General features: G+C 57.4%; 12 protein-coding genes and 1 tRNA gene. 9 read left to right on the top strand and 4 right to left on the bottom strand.

Annotation, left to right across the window (positions count from 1 at the left end; genetic code table 11):
* Positions 1-72: 72 nt before the first annotated feature.
* Positions 73-149: transfer RNA gene (locus FPL19_RS07615), tRNA-Pro, on the top strand.
* A gap of 26 nt (positions 150-175) precedes the next feature.
* Here the strand turns inward: FPL19_RS07615 and FPL19_RS07610 are convergent.
* On the bottom strand, positions 176-1540 hold the full coding sequence (locus FPL19_RS07610) for an OmpP1/FadL family transporter (RefSeq protein ID WP_150911850.1): 1365 nt from the start codon (positions 1538-1540) through the stop codon (positions 176-178).
* 119 nt (positions 1541-1659) lie between these two features.
* Between FPL19_RS07610 and FPL19_RS07605 the strand changes: the two genes are divergently transcribed.
* Positions 1660-4065: a 7TM diverse intracellular signaling domain-containing protein gene (locus FPL19_RS07605; protein WP_150911849.1), complete on the top strand. Its 2406-nt coding sequence runs from the start codon at positions 1660-1662 to the stop codon at positions 4063-4065.
* On the opposite strand, the gene FPL19_RS07600 is transcribed toward FPL19_RS07605, so the two are convergent.
* On the bottom strand, positions 4062-5639 hold the full coding sequence (locus FPL19_RS07600) for an FAD-binding oxidoreductase (protein ID WP_150911848.1): 1578 nt from the start codon (positions 5637-5639) through the stop codon (positions 4062-4064). The genes FPL19_RS07605 and FPL19_RS07600 overlap by 4 nt on opposite strands.
* 120 nt (positions 5640-5759) lie before the next feature.
* On the opposite strand from FPL19_RS07600, the gene folM reads away from it, so the two are divergent.
* Together folM and FPL19_RS07590 are read left to right on the top strand one after the other, a co-directional pair.
* Positions 5760-6467 carry a dihydromonapterin reductase gene (gene folM, locus FPL19_RS07595; RefSeq protein ID WP_150911847.1) on the top strand — a complete coding sequence of 236 codons (708 nt, stop codon included), beginning with the start codon at positions 5760-5762 and terminating at the stop codon, positions 6465-6467.
* A 64-nt stretch (positions 6468-6531) separates the two neighbouring features.
* Positions 6532-8091, top strand: coding sequence for a BCCT family transporter (locus FPL19_RS07590; protein WP_150911846.1), 1560 nt, complete (start codon positions 6532-6534; stop codon positions 8089-8091).
* A 19-nt stretch (positions 8092-8110) separates the two neighbouring features.
* Here FPL19_RS07590 and FPL19_RS07585 read toward each other — a convergent pair whose 3' ends face one another.
* The gene (locus tag FPL19_RS07585) at positions 8111-8533 is read right to left on the bottom strand and encodes a hypothetical protein (protein ID WP_150911845.1); all 423 of its coding nucleotides are present in this window, start codon (positions 8531-8533) and stop codon (positions 8111-8113) included.
* Between the two features lie 77 nt (positions 8534-8610).
* Here FPL19_RS07585 and FPL19_RS07580 point away from each other — a divergent pair, with 77 nt between their 5' ends.
* The gene (locus FPL19_RS07580; protein WP_150911844.1) at positions 8611-8904 is read left to right on the top strand and encodes a DUF6482 family protein; all 294 of its coding nucleotides are present in this window, start codon (positions 8611-8613) and stop codon (positions 8902-8904) included.
* Here FPL19_RS07580 and FPL19_RS07575 read toward each other — a convergent pair.
* Complete coding sequence (locus FPL19_RS07575; protein WP_150911843.1) at positions 8901-10709, bottom strand: ABCB family ABC transporter ATP-binding protein/permease; 1809 nt, start codon at positions 10707-10709, stop codon at positions 8901-8903. The genes FPL19_RS07580 and FPL19_RS07575 overlap by 4 nt on opposite strands.
* A gap of 155 nt (positions 10710-10864) precedes the next feature.
* Here FPL19_RS07575 and FPL19_RS07570 point away from each other — a divergent pair, with 155 nt between their 5' ends.
* The 4 genes from FPL19_RS07570 (at position 10865) to FPL19_RS07555 (ending at position 16851) form a co-directional block, all read left to right on the top strand.
* A complete protein-coding gene (locus FPL19_RS07570) occupies positions 10865-12592 on the top strand; it encodes an ABC transporter transmembrane domain-containing protein (RefSeq protein ID WP_150912438.1) in 1728 nt (575 codons plus the stop codon).
* A gap of 116 nt (positions 12593-12708) precedes the next feature.
* Positions 12709-13983 carry a 4-aminobutyrate--2-oxoglutarate transaminase gene (gene gabT / locus FPL19_RS07565; protein ID WP_150911842.1) on the top strand — a complete coding sequence of 425 codons (1275 nt, stop codon included), beginning with the start codon at positions 12709-12711 and terminating at the stop codon, positions 13981-13983.
* A gap of 123 nt (positions 13984-14106) precedes the next feature.
* Complete coding sequence (locus FPL19_RS07560) at positions 14107-14871, top strand: VC0807 family protein (protein WP_150911841.1); 765 nt, start codon at positions 14107-14109, stop codon at positions 14869-14871.
* 18 nt (positions 14872-14889) lie between these two features.
* Complete coding sequence (locus tag FPL19_RS07555; RefSeq protein WP_150911840.1) at positions 14890-16851, top strand: alkaline phosphatase D family protein; 1962 nt, start codon at positions 14890-14892, stop codon at positions 16849-16851.
* Positions 16852-16853 lie beyond the last annotated feature (2 nt).

Genomic DNA, 16853 nt, shown 5'->3' with positions numbered 1-16853 from the left:
GAAGTCGGCCGGATTGATGGACAAACGGGGCTGGAAAAACCCCGTTTTGTCCGTATAATACCGCCCGTTGATCGGCGTGTGGCGCAGCTTGGTAGCGCACTTCGTTCGGGACGAAGGGGTCGCAGGTTCGAATCCTGCCACGCCGACCATTTTCCCGCTTTGATTCCCTCCTCTTTTAAAACTCCCGGCTAAACTGCAAACCAGCTGTCCACGGCACTACGTCATACTCGCTTTTGAATGAAGTCTGGCCCTGCGCAGGATCCGTCGCCGTATAATCGATGGAAATGTCTCCCTCATAGAAAACCCGCGCGACAAACATATCCAAAGTCCAGTCACCCGCCACATCCTGCACCTGGGCACCGAAGGAAACTTGATGGTAGTCGTCGAAGGGTGTCAGAGGTGAACGCGTCTTGAGCGTAACGGGCGACTCATCGAATAGATACCCGGCCTTCAGCGACCAGGTCGGTGTCATTTTCCAGATTGCACCAACTCGCCATTGCCAGGTGTCTTTCCAACTCTGTACCTGCTCTTCAGGGGGCTGTTCAGCGGGAAAGGCCATCGGTGTAGTTTCCCGGGATACAACGGTCAACGCCGACGCATCGCTCCACTTCGCCCAGGTGGCTCCGGCAAGCAGCTTAAGCGCGTCGCTCAACTGGTGAGCAAAACCAAAACTCAGGCTTTGAGGGATCGTGATGGGAACCTCTATCTGCTCGGTGACCGTCGTCTGGGTAAGGCCGCTGGCTGACAGGGTCGGGAAGTTGTTGATAGTGCCAGTACCTTTCAAATTGAACTCGGTACCCGTACGGGCAGAGAATCCAAATGATGTTTCAGGGGTCGCCTGCCACAGCATGCCAAGGCTGAACTCGACGGCAATATCCTCACCCTCCAGCAGGGCCTGGCCGTCGCTCAAAGTACCGCTGGGCAAAGAGAAACGCGCTTCAACTCCACTGAAATCTACCGGATTGCGTTGTTCGGCGTTAGCGTAGAGCACATTGATACCGCCGCCTAAAGAGAAACCTTCACCGCTATTGACGGCGAAAGAGGGGCTCACGCCATAAGAAACCAGTTCAGTCTCATCGCCGATAAACCGTCCCGCAAACTCATCGCCATAATCGAAGCCCAGACCATAGGGGACATAAACCCCCACACCCACATCCAGCCAGTCATTCACTTCATGAGTGAGATAAACGTTGGGCACAGCAAAGGTATCAACATGATCGCCACCGCCATCACCGACAACCGGATCTCCATTGGCTCGGGTCGCCGAGGTTTGAGAGTCCCTGCCTTCGGCATCGATCTCAAACAAGATTGCTCCGAACGACAGATTGGTACCGGAAAGACGGCTCATTCCGGCGGGATTGAAAAAGATCGTTGAGGCGTTTTCCGGATTGGCGACGCTGCCGGCGTTGCTGACGCCAGAGGCGCTGGCGCTCTGGTCGCTATTGGACAGGCCGCCCGCAATAGCAGTGGTAGGAGCGAACACGGCCAATGCGAGAGCGACACAAAATTTCTTTACAAAACCTGACCTTGAGCTATACATAGAGCGTCCTTTTGAATAGGATCCGAAGTATAGTTTTTAACGACACATCGTTCCAAGTGACAGTGTCAATGTTTGTAAATTGACTAACTCAGGTGTATGGCCAAGGCAGGAAAAGCTGGATGTACCGAGTCGGAATGGGTGCCTGCAACCTTCAGATCATAACCCTCTTTCTATTTTTGTTTGCGTCTTCCAATTTGCTGGCTGATGACACGGCGGAGGGCTTTCTTGATCTGGAGCCCAGATTAGAACTGTTTCAAGGCAACTGGGATGAAGCCACTGCTCCCGACCCATCGGAAACCGGTTGGACGCCTTTGAGTAAGACGTCTTTCAGAGCCGATGACCCAAGGGAATTTGTTTGGTTACGCACGGAAATAAGCAAGTCTGAACTGAAGACGAAGCCGTGGCTTTTACTCCATCCCTATATTCAGCAAGTGACGGTGTTTGTCGACGGCAAAGCCACAACCGCTGAGCCAGTGAACTCCTGGAGCACCCCTGACGAACGACCCATACCGCACCATTTCATCGCAATACCCCTGAACACTGTGGACCTGAACCCCCTAGCTCAGAGCCATACGATCCACATCAGGGTCGAACCTCTCTTCCATATCAATACTTTTTTCTATTTGCTGAATGAGCGGGAGCTTGTTCAGGAACTAAACTTTCACACGGCCCTGGCCTTTTCGCTGCTCGCTATGATCGCAATCATGGCGATTTATAATCTGTTTCTCTATTTTAGTGTGCGGGACTCCGTCTATCTCTTCTACGTCGCAGCATCAGTTGCAACACTGACTTATTCGGCTTTGCTAACTAATGTTCAGGTTTACTTCGTTGATACAGCCAATTCTCATCCCAAATACGGATTCGTTTTCGGCTTAACCTCATTCATCCTTCACGTGCCTCTTTTCCAGAAACTTTTGGACACACGGAAAAGATATCCACGTACCCACAGAGTATCCGGCCTGATTTGCGCATGCGGCGCTCTCTTGCTGATGTTCTCTCCAATACTCGCGTATGACCTTCTCGTAGCAGGTTGGATAATGTTGGCCTACCCAATTTACTTTGGCGCCCTCGTCCTGGCATTCAGACTCGCAAAAACAGGCTACCGACCAGCGGTCTATTTCATTATCGGTTGGGTGCCTTTCCTGGTCGCAGCCACCATGACCAGCCTTGAGTACGCGTCGCTATTAAAGCCAACAAACTGGGTCTCCTATTTCGTACCAGTAGCCCTATCCTGGGAAATGGCACTCTTTTCTCTGGCCCTTGCATCCCGCATAAAAATCCTACGCGACGAACGCGACACCCTCCATGCCCAGCAGATCGAACTAAGCGAAAGCGCCCGCAAGGCCCTCGAGCGCAGCAACCGTATCAAGGATGACTTTCTGAATGCGGTCAGCCACGAGCTCCGTACGCCTCTGCATACCATTCAGGGTCAGCTTGACCTGCTTCGGGAGGCACCGCTGAACGGGGAGCAGAATCAGGCCTTCCGCCTGATCGAATACGCGAATCTTCGCATGACCCGACAGGTCGGTGGCATTCTGGATTTCGTGGATGCGCAGGACGATAAACTGCTCAGCTCACCACAGGTATTTGAGCCTCAGTCTCTATTCGATCTTCTGGAATACGAGTTCCGGGAAGCGACGCGGGCGAAACCCGTTGCGCTCGCATTCGGCCTTGATGAAACGGTGCCGGGCAAGATCTACATGGATGGACTGGTGCTGGAGAAGGTTCTCTATCAGCTGGTTGATAACGCCGTTAAGTTCACACCGGCCGGCGGTCAGGTTCTGGTAAAGGGAACCCGGCTGGAAGGCGATTCCGTCCTGTGCATCCTGGTTTCAGACACTGGCACGGGCATTCCTGACAATCATAAAGAAAAAGTGTTCCAGGCGTTCGAACAGGGCGAAGCGGGTCTTACCCGCCGGTATGGTGGCGTCGGCCTGGGCCTGCCATTGGCAAGCTCTTTGATCCGCGCCGTTGGCGGCCAGATTTCCGTCGTGGAGTCATCTGATCAGGGCACCACGCTGGAAGTCAGAGCCCCCTTTGGCGAGGTGCACCAGGCAACGCCCGATAATGAGGGCCAGGATAATTTCAGCATTATGAATAATGCTCCCAGGATCCTTGTGGTGGAAGACGATGCCGGCAACCGCACGATTCTTCGAAAACAGCTGGAGAAGATTGGGGCTGTCGCGGAAGGTGTCCAGAACGGATTGGAAGCAATAAGGGTGGCGATGAACGAACCCTGGGACATGATCCTCATGGATTGCCAGATGCCGGTCATGGATGGCATTGAAGCAACACGTGAAATCCGGCTCAAAGCCGCTGCGAACCTGGATACGCCCATCATCGCTGTTACCGCGAACGCCAGCGAAAGCTATCGCCTGCAGTGCCTGGAAGCCGGCATGGATGAATTCTGCACCAAACCCCTGCGAATGGAAAAACTGAAAACACTCGTCACCCGCTATGCGGTCCACCGCGTTGCCACCCGGATACGGAGACAACGGGGGCTCAAGGATAGCCTTTCGGATTAAACCAACACCCCCGGATTCAACATGCCCCCGGGATCCAAGGTCTTCTTCGTCGCCCATAACACCTCCCCAAACAACTCCGGCCGCTGCCGCTCATAACCGGGCATATGGTCTCGCCCAACCGCATGATGATGAGTAATGGTCCCACCCAGGTCGATCAGCGTTTCCATCACCGCCAGTTTGATCTCATCCCACTGGTTAACCTGGTCGCCCCGACGGCCCGGGGCAATCACGGTGTAGTAGGGCGCAGGGCCGTCCGGGTAGACATGGGTAAAGCGGCAGGTAACGAAGGCGCCGCCACAGACCTCTTTGGTGACCGATTTGACCTTCGCCATCACGCCCTGATGGAAGGCCTCGAATTGGTCCCAGGTGATGGCGGTTTCGAAGGTTTCCGCCACCAGCCCCAGGCGCACCAGGGCGTCGCGCATATAGGGGGCGCGGATAAACTGGTTACGCCAGTCGCCGGCCTGACCCTGGTCCGGCTTCTTGTCTTTGAGGGCCTGAACCGAGCCGCCTGCGTCCGACACGATCTCCAGGGCCCGCTCCATCCACGCATCCACCGGATGATCCGCGGATTCAAAACCGACTATTAGTAAGTGCTTACTTCCTCTGCCGATGCCATTCATCATAGCTTCTCGGGCGTCGATCAGCCGGCAGTTGGTGGGATAAAGGCCGGATTGTGACAGCCTGCGCACAGCTTCGGCGCCCTGGGCAAAATCCCCGAAATGAACGGTCCGCGTTGCCCGATAGACCGGCCTGGCCTGGAGGCGCATCCAGGCAGAGGTTACGAACCCAAGGGTGCCCTCGGAGCCCAGAAACAAGCGGTCCGGTGACGGCCCGGCACCGGACCCGGGAAGCCTGCGGGATTGCAGCGCACCCCTGGGCGTGACCACGCGGGTGGACTCCACCAGGTCATCAATGTGGGTATAAAGCGTGGCAAAGTGGCCGCCGGATCGCGTCGCTATCCAGCCGCCCAGAGTGGAAAATTCGAAAGACTGGGGAAAGTGCCGCAGGGTAAGACCATGGGGACGCAACCCGTCCTCCAGCGCCGGACCGTAGATACCACCCTCGATATGGGCCGCCCGGGACTGGGTGTCTACCTCGATAATCCGGTTGAATCGTTCCATGTCCACGGTGATGGTGCCGGCCCAGTCGCTCTCGTAGCGCGGCTCCGTGCCACCCACCACGCTGGATCCGCCGCCATAGGGAATTACAGCCGCGCCGCAGCGGCTGGCGTAATCCAGAACGTCCACCAGTTCCTGTTCGGTGGATGGGCGGGCAATCAGGTCGGGCGCACAATCAAAATCACCGTTCAGGCCCCGCACGATGTCCCGGAAAGACTTGCCATAAGTGTGGCTCGCCCGGTCCCGCCTATCCGTTGACAGGATCGAGCCCAGCGATTCGGGAATTTTAAGCCTGGGCTCAGGCATGGCCAGATCTGCCAGGAAAGGCGCGGCCTGCGCCGTCAGTTCGACGTTACCAAACTGCATGCCCACCAGTTGCCGTAATTGGTTGACCTCCCCATCGCTGAACGCGTTTTCCTCATTGCCCCAGGCCCAGAAGCTTCGTGTTGGCATGATCCATCTCCATTCTTGTTTTGGTTTCAGCATAGCTGAAAACACCCACGCTTTATTCGCCCGTTACTGACCCGCGCACCCCTTCTGAACGTAATCAGGTGCAACTGACGGGAGTTAACAATGACCTCACCCATTCTGATTACCGGCGCCGGCCAGCGCATTGGTCTGGCCTTCGCAAAGCACTGCCTGGACAGGGGCCAGCCTGTCATCGTCACCTACCGCAGCTATCGCCCGGCGGTGGACGCACTGCAGAAGGCCGGAGCCACCTGCATCCACGCGGATTTTTCCACCGGTGAGGGTATCGATCGGTTTATCCCATTACTCAGGGACAGAACCGATTCCCTGCGGGCGATTATCCACAACGCCTCGGACTGGATGCCGGAAAGCGACGACACCGACCCGGCCAATGTGATGAACGCGATGATGCAGATCCACGCCATGACGCCCTACCGGATCAATCTCGCTTTGCGGGACCTGCTGGAAAACAGCGAAACCACTGCCGACATCATTCACATGACCGATTACGTGGTAGAGAAGGGCAGCGCCAAGCATATTGCCTATGCTGCCAGCAAAGCAGCGCTGGAAAATCTGACGCTCTCTTTTTCCCGGCTTCTGGCACCAAGGGTCAAAGTGAACAGCCTTGCGCCGTCGCTGATCATGTTCAACGCGTCAGACGATGACGCCTACCGGAAGAAAACCCTTAAAAAATCCCTGATGGGCCTGGAACCCGGCGTTGCTGTAGCGGTGGACACCCTGCAGTTCCTGCTGGACAACCCCTACATCACCGGCCGCTCGATTCCGCTGGATGGTGGTCGCCATCTGGTCTGAACGGAAGTGCAATTGCATTCGGATTTCTGTAGCCTCCGCGACCTTTTTACCCAAAGGACAGACTATGACCGCAAAGACAGATTCACCGGCCCGCACTGACCGCCCCGGTGCTTTCTCCGACAGCGATCCTGTGGTTCTGATACTGACCATCGGTTTCATTCTGGTGTTTGTCGGCGCCTCGGTGATCAACAGTGAAGGGGTTGCCAGTGTGATCGGCGCCGGCTTCAGCTGGACGGCACAATACCTGGGATCGTTTTTCCAGCTGCTGTTGCTGGCGACTTTTTTTATTGCGCTGGGCACCGCTGTCAGCAAGGCGGGCAACGCCCGTATTGGCGGACTCGACAAGCCGGAAATCAGCCGCTTTCGCTGGCTTTCCATGATCATGTGTACCCTGCTGGCCGGTGGCGGCGTGTTCTTCGCGGCGGGCGAGCCGGTCTATCACTTTGTGGTGACACCACCGGCCTTCAACACTGAGGCAGGAACCGCAGCGGCGGTTGCCCCGGCACTGGCACAGTCTTTTATTCACTGGGGCTTTCTGGCCTGGGCGGTACTGGGGTCGCTGACGGCGCTGGTACTGGCCCGCGCCCATTACGATCAGGGCAAACCCCTGCAACCGCGCACCCTGCTTTATCCGGTTTTTGGTGAGAAGGTGGTCAGTGGCCGTTTTGGCGGGGTGATCGATTCCCTGTGCGTCATTGCGGTCGTGGCAGGCACTGTTGGGCCTATCGGCTTTCTGGCCACCCAGATGAGCTTTGGCCTGCACGAGCTGTTCGGTATCAATGACGGCTATGGCACACAGCTGACAGTACTGGTGGTTCTCGCTGCGGTTTACATGACCTCCGCGATGACCGGTCTGCACAAGGGCATTCAACTGCTTAGCCGGTTCAATGTGATTCTGGCGCTGGTCATCGCGGCAGTGATCTTCATCTTCGGGCCCACCCTGTTCCTGGCTAACACCTTCACCCAGGCGTTTGGTGAGTATCTGAATTCCTTCATGACCATGTCGACCATGACGGCGGAAACCGCGCCGGCCTGGTGGATGAAGTGGTGGACGGTATTCTTCTTTGCCTGGTTTATCGGCTACACGCCCCTGATGGCCGTGTTTGTCGCGCGAATCTCCCGCGGGCGCACGGTTCGCGAGATGATCATTGCGGTGGCGGTGCTCGCGCCGGTGGCCACCACTATCTGGTTCACACTGCTGGGAGGTTCCGGAATCTACCACCAGCTGGCCGGGACCTTCGATCTGACGGAGGCGCTGAACAGTTTCCGCTTTGATGTGGCTACGCTCACGGTTGCCCAGGCCCTGCCGGGGGGCACCTGGATGGCCGCAGCCATTCTACTGCTGACCACCATTTTCGTGGCCACCACAGGCGATTCCATGAGCTATTCCATCGCCATGGTCGGCGCCGGCCACGACGAGCCGAACCCCTGGATTCGCGTGTTCTGGGGCGGTGCCATGGCACTGATGGCCGCGATTCTGCTTTATATGGGCTCGGGGCAGATCGGCGTGCTGCAGCAGTTTATTGTACTAACGGCCATACCCGTGTCGTTCATCATTCTGCCCTCCCTCTGGACCGGCCCCAGGGCCGCCATGGAGATGGCAACAGAGCAAGGAATCGCCTGATCGGCACCCACAGATAGAATCAGAGCTTTGGCCAGATGATATCCATAAGCGCCTGTCGACCTGGATGGGGGAAGGAAACCGTGTTGTCAGACTGCTGGATCTGGAGAACCTCCCCCAGGTTCCGGAACAGATCAATGTGGTTATGGATGCACCGGGGAATGGCCTCGTCCCGCAGGAAACAAACATAGCGGTTGAGGTTTTCCTCATCGGAACGCCAGTGGTCGCCGAAGGCGTACCGAAACAGGGCCCGGGTGGCGATGGACCGCCACTCATCCCGGTAACTGGCCTCTAACCTCTCCGGATAAACGTACAAATCACTGATTTCCTTGTCGATTTCCACCTCAACCCGGTCCGGGGGGAAAATCAGCCGAAGGGCCAGCAGGTAATAGGGATCATCCAACTGCTCGGCAACAACCTGTTTCACCAAATCAATTCTGCTCATAACTGCTCGTTTATTGACCTGTTCTGAAAGACTCTCCGTACCCCTCTGTACGCTTTGAGCAACAAGAGAGACTTCCCATGCATATGAACGACAGCGAGCTGAAATCCCACAAGCACGACACCATTTCATCACTGGAAATTGTCTCCATGGAAGGCCGCTACTACATGGCAAGGTTCTATCTGGACGGCCAGGGATACGTGCTGACTAACTCAGATGACAAGCCCATGATGTTTTCCGGGGCCAGCGCTGCACGGGAGCATTTCCAGAATTATCATGTGGCGAGTACCGAAGTCATTCCGCCCACAGGCACGGACGAAATGATCGGCATGCCGGACGCCGATGATGATGAAACCATGCGGGTTCCTCTCTAGCCCTGGTTGTTATCACCATCCTCATCGCGGTGCTGCTGCGTCCATAGCCGGGCGTAATGGCCGTTCATCGACAGCAGCTCACTGTGATGCCCGCTCTCCACAATTCGGCCCCCATCCATAACCAGAATCGTGTCCGCATCCCGGGTGGTAGACAGGCGGTGAGCAATCACCAAAGACGTACGCTGGCGGCTGACTTCCCTCAGGGCGCCCAGAATAGCCTGTTCAGACAGCGAATCCAGCGAAGACGTTGCCTCATCCAGAATCAGCACCGGCGGGTTCTTGAGGATAATCCGGGCGATCGCCACCCGCTGTTTTTCCCCCCCGGATAATTTCAGCCCACGCTCACCCACCTGCGTTTGGTAGCCGTCCGGAAGGCTGAGGATGAAGCTTTCCAGATGGGCCATTCTGGCGGCCCGGTACACCTCTTCTTCACTGGCCGCCGGCCGTCCATAGGCAAGGTTGCGATAAAGCGTATCGTTGAAAAGGACAGTGTCCTGGGGAACCACGCCAATCGCCGACCGCAGGCTGTCCTGGGTCACGTCGCGGATATCCTGGCCGTCAATGGTGATGCTGCCCTGGTCCACATCGTAAAAGCGGAACAGCAAGCGGGCGAGGGTGGATTTACCGGCACCACTGGCGCCGACCACCGCCACCGTGTGCCCGGCCGGTATGGAAAAACTCACGTCCCGCAGAATCTGGCGGTCCTGCCGGTAAGCAAAATGAACATGATCAAACCGCACAGCGCCCTGGGTAATTTCGAGCGGCCGCGCCTGGGGTGAATCCTTGATCGAGGGTTCATCATCCAGCAGGCCGAACAGCCGTTCAACGTTGACCAGGGACTGGCGGATCTCCCGATACACGAACCCGAGGGCGTTCAAAGGAATGAATAGCTGCAACAGGTAGGCGTTCACCATGGTGAAATCGCCGAGGGTAATCTCGCCTGCGGCCACCTGCTTTACCGCCATGGCCATGATGCTGATCATCGCCAGACCGATAATAAGCGCCTGGCCGGAGTTCAGGGCCACCAGCGACAACCGGTTCTTCAGGCGGGCCTGCTCCCAGTCATCCAGGTTCTGGTCGTACAGCTGGGCTTCAAACCGCTCGTTGTTGAAATACTTGACGGTTTCGTAGTTAAGCAGGCTGTCCAGCGCCCGGGAGTTGGATTGGTTGTCCCGGGCATTGGCCTCGCGCACGTACTTGGTCCGCCATTCGGTGACCTTGATGGAAAACACCACATACACCACAACCGCCACCAGTATGGCCAGAACATACCCGAGGTTGAACGCTACAAAGAGAATGCCGGCAACCATCAGGATTTCCAGCAGGGTCGGCACGATATTGAACAGCGTGAAGCGCAGCAGGAAGCTGATGCCGTTGGTGCCTCGTTCAATGTCACGGGCCAGACCGCCGGTCTTGCGGTCAAGGTGGAAAGCCAGCTCCCGGTTATGCAGATGGCTGAATATTTTCAGGGAGACCCGACGCATGGCCCGCTCCGCCACCCGGGCAAAGACGGCGTCCCTCAGCTCGCTGAACAGGGTACTGGCAAACCGCAGCAGGCCATAGGCCACCACCAGCAGGACCGGAATCCACAGCAACAGGTCACCGCTGCGGTTCTGGTCTAGATAGTCGACGATGTATTTAAGGGCAATGGGCGTGGCAACCGTCGCCAGTTTCGCCAGAACCAGGAGTGACAGAGAAAGCGCAACGCGACCGCGAAACTCGCTGAGATAGGGCCACAACCCGGCAATGATGCGCCAGTTGAGTTTGTGATTGGCAGGGTAATCATTGTCGGCATAAGCTCGCACAGAATGGCTGTCCTTGATCTGTTCAAATCAGTCGGGTTGGATGGCGCAGGCGTATATGGTTGCGATGTTATGGTACAGCCTTACGCCTGACCCGGCACAATAGCTCACACAAAGACCCCGAGGAGTTACCCATCAAACCCACACACCGCCGTGCGCTGATACTGGCAAGAACCTTCATCAGCCCCTACAAGAAAGCGGTTGCCGGCGCTCTGACGGCGCTGATATTCACCGCCGGCGTCACGCTTGGCCTGGGTCAGGGTCTGCGCATTCTGGTGGATCAGGGGCTGGCGACCCAGTCACCGGCGATGCTGTCCCAGTCGATCGGATTTTTTTTCGTTCTGGTGGTGGCGCTGGCCTTTGGTTCCTTCGCCCGTTTCTATCTGGTGAGCTGGATTGGCGAAAGAGTAGTGGCCGATATCCGAAAACAGGTCTTCAACCACCTGATTGACCTGCACCCCGGCTTTTACGAAGAAAACCGCAGCCTGGAAATCCAGTCCCGATTTACCGCCGATACCACCGTACTGCAGTCCGTCATCGGCTCTACCGTTTCCATTGCCCTGCGCAACAGCCTGATGCTGATTGGCGGGCTGATCCTGCTGTTTGTCACCAATGCCAAGCTGGCCAGCATCATCCTGCTGGGCTTTCCGCTGGTGATCGTGCCCATCCTGATCTACGGACGCCGGGTGCGCAGCCTGTCCCGCCTCAGCCAGGACCGGGTGGCGGAAGTGGGCAGCTACGTGGGGGAGAACCTGACCCAGATCAAAACGGTTCAGGCCTTCAACCATCAGCCCCATGACCGGGCGTTCTTCAGTACGGTGGCGGAAAACGCCTTCAACATTGCCCGCACCCGCATTCGCCAGCGCGCGTTTCTGACCACTATCGCCATTACGCTGGTGATGGGGGCCGTGGGCGTAGTGCTCTGGATTGGCGGGCTGGATGTGATTTCCGGGCAGACCAGTCCCGGGGAACTGGCGGCGTTTGTGTTTTACAGCCTTCTGGTAGGCCTGGCCGCCGGCGCCATCAGCGAAGTGATTGGCGAGCTGCAGCGCGCCGCGGGGGCTGCAGCCCGAATCTTCGAGCTGCTGCAGACTGAAAGCGAACTGCCGCCGGTGCCGGCGTCGGTGCAACCACTGAAGCAGCCGGTAAAGGGCGATCTGGCGATTGAAGAACTGGGTTTCTGCTATCCCTCACGGCCGGACAGGCAGGTGATCGACAATCTGTCCGTCACCATCCGGGCCGGGGAAACCATTGCCCTGGTGGGGCCTTCCGGAGCAGGTAAATCCACCCTGTTTGACCTGCTGCTGCGCTTCTATGATCCGGATCAGGGCCGGATCCTGCTGGATGGTACCGATATCCGCCATCTGTCCCTTCATGATCTGCGACGGTGTTTTGCCCTGGTGCCCCAGACCCCATCGCTTTTTCACGGCACCATTGCCGACAACATCCGCTACGCGCGGCCGGACGCCCCGAACGCCGACATGATCCATGCCGCCCGTATTGCCCACGCCGATGAATTTATCCAGAGCTTTCCAAAGGCTTATGAGACCCGACTGGGGGATGGTGGCATCGGGCTATCCGGTGGCCAGAAACAGCGTCTGGCCATTGCCCGGGCACTGCTGGCGGATGCACCTATACTGTTACTGGATGAGGCCACCAGCGCTCTGGATGCGGAAAGCGAACACCTGATCCAGCAGGCCATGCCCGGGCTGATGTCGGATCGCACGACTCTGGTCATTGCCCACCGGCTAGCGACCGTTCGCCACGCCGACCGCATTCTCGTAATGGACAACGGTCGCCTGGCGGATATTGGCAGCCACGACGAACTGGTGGAACGAAATGCACTCTACCGAAAGCTGGCGCAGCTGCAGTTCCGCGAGGGCTAGAGGCCCTGTTAGGGGCCGCTCATGACCAAGGTCTAAGGCCGCAAAAGCCGGGTCCCTGAAAAGGGGAGGCAATTTCTGTATAATGGTTGGTCTAAACCGAGTTGAGGAGAGGCAAAGTGACGAACAAAGAATTGCAGGCACTCAAAGAACGCTATGTTGCGGCAGGTGCTGCCAGCCCGAACGAACAGTTCGCAGACCATGCAACCAACGCCGAACTCTGGGATGCTGATGGCAAGCGGATGATCGACTTTGCCGGCGGTATCGGTGTACTGAACATCGGCCATCGTCACCCGAAAGTGGTGGAAGCCGTCAAGGCACAGCTGGACAAGGTGATGCACACCTGCCAGACCGTTATGCCCTATGAAGGTTACGTCCGTCTTGCCGAGAAGCTGAGCGGCGTTGTACCGGTACGTGGCCATGCCAAGGTGATGCTGGCCAACAGCGGTGCCGAAGCCCTGGAAAACGCGGTGAAAATCGCCCGCGCTGCGACCAAACGCCCCAACGTCATCTGCTTTGATGGCGGCTATCACGGCCGTACCTTTTACACCATGGCCATGAACGGCAAGGCTGCACCCTACCAGACCGATTTCGGCCCCATGCCGGGTACCGTGTTCCGTGCGCCTTATCCCGTGGCTTACCATGGCGTGGACGAAGACGAAGCCATTCGAGGCCTGAAAATGGCCATGAAAGCCGACTCTCCCGCCCATGATACCGCGGCCATCATCATTGAACCGGTTCTGGGCGAGGGCGGTTTTTACGCTGCACCGGCCAGCTTCCTGAAGAAGATTCGCGAGATCTGCGACGAGCACGGCATCATCATGATCTGTGACGAAGTGCAGAGTGGCTTTGGCCGTACCGGCAAGATGTTCGCCATCGAGCACAGTGGTGTCGAGCCGGACATGATGACCATGGCCAAGAGTATGGCGGACGGCATGCCCATTTCTGCGATCGTCGGCACCGACAAGATCATGGACTCCTCCGGGCCCAACTCCCTGGGCGGCACCTATACCGGTAGCCCGACCGCCTGTGCGGCGGCCCTGGCGGTCATGGAAGTCTTCGAGACCGAAGATATTCTTGGCAAGAGCCAGCGTCTTGGCGAGAAGCTGAACAAGCGCTTCCAGCAGTGGCAAGAGCAGTTCCCGCAGGTGGACAATGTGCGCAATCTCGGCCCAATGGCGGCGATTGAGCTGGTTACCGACAAGAACAGCAAGGAGCCACGGGCTGACTTTGCCGGCGCCGTCACCAAATATTGCAAGGAGCACGGCCTGATCCTGCTAAGCTGTGGCATGTACGGCAACACCATCCGCTTCCTGATGCCTGTCACCATTGAGGACGAGATTCTGGAAGAGGGCTTGAACATCGTTGAAAACGCCCTGAAAGAACTGGGCTGAAACGGCCCTTCAGGTCATTCCTGGCAATGACCTGAAAACCAGAACCGGTCGGGGAAACCCGACCGGTTTTTTTGTGTTCAAATCGTCGTATACTGCGGGTTCATGTCAGACTCAGGCCGTTTTATGACCTCCAATCTTCACACCAACCAGACCACACCCACACACAAGCCGAGGCCCTGGGTCGATCTGCTTGTCAGCATTATTATCCCGTCCGTTATCCTGATGAAACTATCCGGGGACGAGTATCTGGGCAGTGTAATGGCACTGGTGGTTGGCCTGGCCTTTCCCCTGGGCTGGGGCCTGTTCGAGCTGGTGCGCTACCGCAAATACAACTTCATTGCCGTACTGGGCCTGATCAGCGTGGGCCTGACCGGCGGCATAGGGTTGCTGGAACTGAACGCCAAGTGGCTGGCAGTGAAAGAAGCGGCGGTGCCTGCGGTTATCGGTATTGCGGTGCTGATCTCCACCCGCACCCGGTATCCCCTGGTAAAAACGCTGCTGTACAACCCGACAGTACTGAATGTCGACAAAATCCAGTCCGTACTGAAACAGAATAATCGGGAAGAGGAATTCGATGCACGCCTGCAAAAGGCAAGCTATCTCTTCAGCCTGACGTTCGTATTTTCCTCCGTGATGAACTACGTTCTGGCCAAGTGGATCGTCACCAGTCCCTCCGGCACGCAGGCTTTTAATGAAGAGCTGGGTAGGATGACGCTGGTCAGCTATCCCATGATTGCTATTCCCTCCATGATCATGATGATCGCCATTTTTTATTACCTCTGGCGCTCCATCCGGAAGCTTACCGGTTACACCCTGGAGGAGGTGATGGCGCCGCATCTGGCTTCGGACGAGGGCAATAAATCATCGGATTCGTCACCCCGCTCCTGACATCCGGCGGAGAGTCCAGTGGACAGACCGGCTAACAACAACGGCTTGCCACCGGTCCTGGCGGGCCCCGTTCTCAGACACACCACCTTCCACAGACTGACTCTCTGGCTGGTAGCCTCCTTCACTCTGGACCTGCGCCTGCAACTGTATTTCGCCGACGGCCAGGCGCCATCGGTCGACCGGGTTCTGACGGATAGCGACATTACCCGAATCAGACTGGGTGACTCCGCCTGTCTGCACCTGATCGACCTGAAACTAGACGATGCCCTGCCTGCCGACACTGTTATCGGCTATGACCTGGGCGTAAAAGGGCCTTATGACGGCGGTGAGCGCTCTTACTACTGGATAAACGACTGGGGGCCGCATCTGTGCCTGCCAGACCGTCCACGTCCGGATTTCATCCTCCGGGAGCGGCTGGATAAACTTGCCCACGGATCCTGCCGCAAACCCCATTCACCGGCGGCAGACGGCCTGGTCAGGGTGGATAGCGAACTGCTGCAGGCAGGGGACGACTACTCTCAACGACCCGCCCTGATGCTGATGACCGGTGACCAGATTTACGCTGACGACGTGGCCGGGCCACTGCTTCGTGCCATTCACAGCCTGATCGAGCGCCTGGGCCTGTACGAGGAAACCATGACCGGCGCCGCAATAAACGATAGCCGGGCGTTAAGGGAAGACAACCGCACCTACTTCCATCGGGAAAATCTGCTTCCGGACGTACACAGCAACGAAGCCCTGGTAGAGCGTTTCTTTGGCGGGGTCCGCAAACCCGTCTTTACCACGGCGAATGCCCATAACCATTTGATTTCATTAAATGAAGTGGTGGCTATGTACCTTCTGGTCTGGTCACCCGTGTGCTGGCAGCTGATTGACACGGAGCAGCCACAGCTGTCCCCGGAGGACGCTAACGGCTACCAACATCAGCAAAGCCTTATAGACGATTTCGTTGACGGCCTGCCCCGAGCCGCCCGGGCTCTGGCGCATATCCCCACTTATATGATCTTCGATGATCACGATGTAACGGACGACTGGAATCTGTCCGCGCTCTGGGAAGCAACCACCTACGAGCATCCGTTTTCCCGGAGAATTGTCGGCAACGCATTGATCGCCTATCTGCTGTTCCAGGGCTGGGGAAACAACCCCGATGCCTTTGCCGACCTGATGCAGCCAGTTGGTAGGCTAATGATGTCGGCTGATGGCCAGGGTTTACTGGATCAGCGCCGCCAGGAGGAGATCATAAACCAGTTGCTGGAGTTCGAGCACTGGCACTACACCCTGCAGACATCGCCGCGAATTGTGGTGCTGGATACCCGCACCCGTCGCTGGCGCAGCGAGCTCAATCGGGCCCGGCCGTCTGGCCTTCTGGATTGGGAAGCGTTGACCGAGTTTCAACAGGATGTGATGGATCAGAAGGCCGTCATTGTGGTGTCACCGGCGCCGATGTTCGGTGTAAAACTGATCGAGGCCATTCAGAGTGTTTTCACCTTCTTCGGAAAGCCGCTGGTGGTGGACGCGGAAAACTGGATGGCGCACCGGGGGGCTGCCAGTGTCTTGCTGAATATTTTCAGCCACTCCCGCACGCCGGAAAACTTCGTGATCCTCTCCGGCGATGTGCATTACTCATTCGTCTATGACGTGCGTTTTCGCCGTCGCCCGCAACATCCCCGCATCTGGCAGATCACCAGTAGTGGAATCAAGAACGAATTTCCCCACAACCTGATGGAATGGCTGGACCGGATCAATCGCTGGCTTTACGCCCCCTGGTCGCCGCTGAACTGGTTCACCAAGCGCCGCCGTATGCGGGTGACGCCGCGAATGCCGGAAGGCCGTGATGCAGGGGAAAGGTTATGGAACCACGCCGGGATCGGCATGGTTCATCTGGATTCTGAAGGGGTTCCCACCGAGATTCGGCAACTCAATTCCGACACCGGGGGAACCCGCTTTCCAGACCGGGAGCAGTCCGGCAACTCCGGCTGACT

It is taken from the genome of Marinobacter halotolerans (assembly GCF_008795985.1).
Taxonomy (GTDB): Bacteria; Pseudomonadota; Gammaproteobacteria; order Pseudomonadales; family Oleiphilaceae; genus Marinobacter; species Marinobacter halotolerans.
This window is presented reverse-complemented; position numbering and strand designations above follow the sequence as displayed.

Coding starts and splice junctions, on each gene's coding strand:
- FPL19_RS07610 (WP_150911850.1), bottom strand. CDS start 1,540: ATGTATAGCTCAAGGTCAGGTTTTGTAAAGAAATTTTGTGTCGCTCTC.
- FPL19_RS07605 (WP_150911849.1), top strand. CDS start 1,660: ATGTACCGAGTCGGAATGGGTGCCTGCAACCTTCAGATCATAACCCTC.
- FPL19_RS07600 (WP_150911848.1), bottom strand. CDS start 5,639: ATGCCAACACGAAGCTTCTGGGCCTGGGGCAATGAGGAAAACGCGTTC.
- folM (WP_150911847.1), top strand. CDS start 5,760: ATGACCTCACCCATTCTGATTACCGGCGCCGGCCAGCGCATTGGTCTG.
- FPL19_RS07590 (WP_150911846.1), top strand. CDS start 6,532: ATGACCGCAAAGACAGATTCACCGGCCCGCACTGACCGCCCCGGTGCT.
- FPL19_RS07585 (WP_150911845.1), bottom strand. CDS start 8,533: ATGAGCAGAATTGATTTGGTGAAACAGGTTGTTGCCGAGCAGTTGGAT.
- FPL19_RS07580 (WP_150911844.1), top strand. CDS start 8,611: ATGCATATGAACGACAGCGAGCTGAAATCCCACAAGCACGACACCATT.
- FPL19_RS07560 (WP_150911841.1), top strand. CDS start 14,107: ATGACCTCCAATCTTCACACCAACCAGACCACACCCACACACAAGCCG.